The following is a 2,127-nucleotide window of genomic DNA, read 5'->3' as shown; positions in this document are numbered from 1 at the left end:
GGGGAGTTCGTCGCTCGCGAGCCGAATGCAGCGGTCACCCGGGCGCTGTCGACCTGGAAGGAAATTTCCGCACCGCGCAAGGTGGAACGCACCGGCATTCCGGCGACCGGGGTGTGAGCTTGGCGCGTTCGGCAGCGATCGCCTCACTGGTTGTGGCGAGCATTACCGGCGTACCGGCAGCGGCTGAGGTTCTTGCCGGTTCCTATGGCAATGATGTCGGTTGTGCCGGTGTATGGCTCGGTTATCAGGACAGCGATGCCTATGTCGTGCTGACCGCCGACGGCGTCGAAACCTATGGCAGCGGCTGCCGGTTCGCGCGGCAACTGGTGACGGCGCCTGGTACGCAGTCGTTGAGCTCGACCTGTTTCGCTGAAGGCGAGGAGGGAACGACGACTGAGACCGTCAAGGTCACCAACAAGGGAGCTGACGGTTTCTTCGTGACCATTCCCGGCCTTGAAGAGATAGGGCCGTTGAAATCATGTTCGTGACGGTGCCGATGATGGCCTCTCCGCCGATGCCGACCTCAGGCGACCAGCCCATCCAGTTCCGGCAGCAGGACGACGCTTTCCTGTTCGTTGGGATCGGTGCGGGCGATGACAGCCGAGGCCGAACTGTCGCTCAGATTGGCCGGCAGATGCGGCACCCCGGCAGGAATGTAGAAGAGGTCGCCGGCCTTGACCACGATCTGCTGTTCGAGTCGGTCGCCATACCAGGTATGAACCTCGCCGGAGAGCACATAGATCGCCGTTTCATGGCTTTCGTGCATATGCGCCTTGGCGCGGGCACCGGGCGGCATGGTCAGCAGGTGCATGCAGATGCCGGTCGAGCCGACCGTCTCGGCGGCGATACCGGTGAAATAACTCAGTCCCTGCTTGCCTTCATAAGAGCTTTCAGGGCGGATAAGATGACAAGTGGGCTTGGACGACATCTGGGATGCTCTGGGCGTCGATCGAGTGGGAACTCTCAGTCGGATAGGACGGGGCGAGTGGAAAGCAATATCGCGGCAAAATCAACCGGATTCCGCCCGGCGCAGCAGCGGCGCGAAAAGGCAGGCTGCGGCCTATGACGGGAACATCGCCAGCCGTCGTTTCGGCAAGCAAGCTCGGCCTGACCTTCCAGACCAATGACGGCCCGGTGCAGGCGCTGTCGAATGTCGACCTGACCATCGGCAAAGGTGAATTCGTCTCTTTCATCGGGCCGTCCGGCTGCGGCAAGACGACCCTGCTGCGGGTCATCGCCGATCTGGAAAAACCGACATCGGGAAGCATCTCCGTCAACGGCATGACGCCGGAGCAGGCGCGCCAGAGCCGCGCCTATGGCTATGTCTTCCAGGCGGCGGCGCTTTATCCATGGCGTACGATCGAGCGCAACGTGGCGCTGCCGCTGGAAATCATGGGCCTGTCGAAAACTGAGCAGGCGGCGCGGATCAAGCGCACGCTCGACCTCGTCAACCTGGGCGGCTTCGAGCAGAAATACCCGTGGCAGCTTTCCGGCGGCATGCAGCAGCGCGCCTCGATCGCGCGGGCGCTGGCCTTCGACGCCGATCTCCTGTTGATGGACGAGCCGTTCGGCGCGCTGGACGAGATCGTGCGCGACCATCTCAACCAACAGCTTCTGGAGCTTTGGGAGCGGACCAACAAGACCATCTGTTTCGTCACCCATTCCATTCCCGAGGCGGTCTACCTCTCGACGCGGATCATCGTCATGTCGCCGCGTCCGGGCCGCGTCAGCGACGTCATCGAATCGACGCTGCCCAAGCAGCGACCGCTCGACATCCGCGAGACACCGGAGTTCCTGGCGATCGCCGCACGCGTGCGCGACGGGCTCAGGGCAGGACACAGCTATGATGATTGAGGTGAAGCGGCACTGGCTTGCGCCTTTAACGCAGGAGGTGCATCGCCCTAGCGAGGCAGACGCTAACCGTGCTTTCGTCATCCTAGGGCGGAGCCGCCGCGAAGCGGCGTGCGCAGACCCTAGGATCCATTCCGTGACTTCGGCCGAAAGGCCCAAACGGTTCAGAATGTCCGCCACGCAGGCGACGACGGCTGACGTTTTCTTCAGCTCGGGAGCATTGTTCCGCACCGTTGCGGAGCGCGAAAGTTACGGCATGGAGCCCAGGGTCTGCGC

General features: G+C 62.9%; 3 protein-coding genes. 2 read left to right on the top strand and 1 reads right to left on the bottom strand.

The features are described from left to right. The first annotated feature begins 113 nt into the window (after positions 1-113). Positions 114-488 (top strand): hypothetical protein, encoded by a 375-nt coding sequence (locus tag EOA86_RS32025; RefSeq protein ID WP_240992766.1) that lies wholly within the window; start codon positions 114-116, stop codon positions 486-488. A 35-nt stretch (positions 489-523) separates the two neighbouring features. On the opposite strand, the gene EOA86_RS32020 is transcribed toward EOA86_RS32025, so the two are convergent. Continuing rightward, positions 524-928, bottom strand: a complete 405-nt coding sequence (locus EOA86_RS32020; RefSeq protein WP_029351539.1) for a cupin domain-containing protein — start codon at positions 926-928, stop codon at positions 524-526. 134 nt (positions 929-1,062) lie between these two features. Here EOA86_RS32020 and EOA86_RS32015 point away from each other — a divergent pair, with 134 nt between their 5' ends. Then, entirely contained in the window at positions 1,063-1,854 is a 792-nt protein-coding gene (locus EOA86_RS32015; RefSeq protein WP_095518685.1) for an ABC transporter ATP-binding protein, read from the top strand. Positions 1,855-2,127: the final 273 nt, after the last annotated feature.

Origin of the sequence: Mesorhizobium sp. M5C.F.Ca.IN.020.32.2.1, from assembly GCF_004023105.1 — a bacterium.
In the GTDB taxonomy this organism is placed as follows: Bacteria; Pseudomonadota; Alphaproteobacteria; order Rhizobiales; family Rhizobiaceae; genus Mesorhizobium; species Mesorhizobium wenxiniae.
This window is presented reverse-complemented; position numbering and strand designations above follow the sequence as displayed.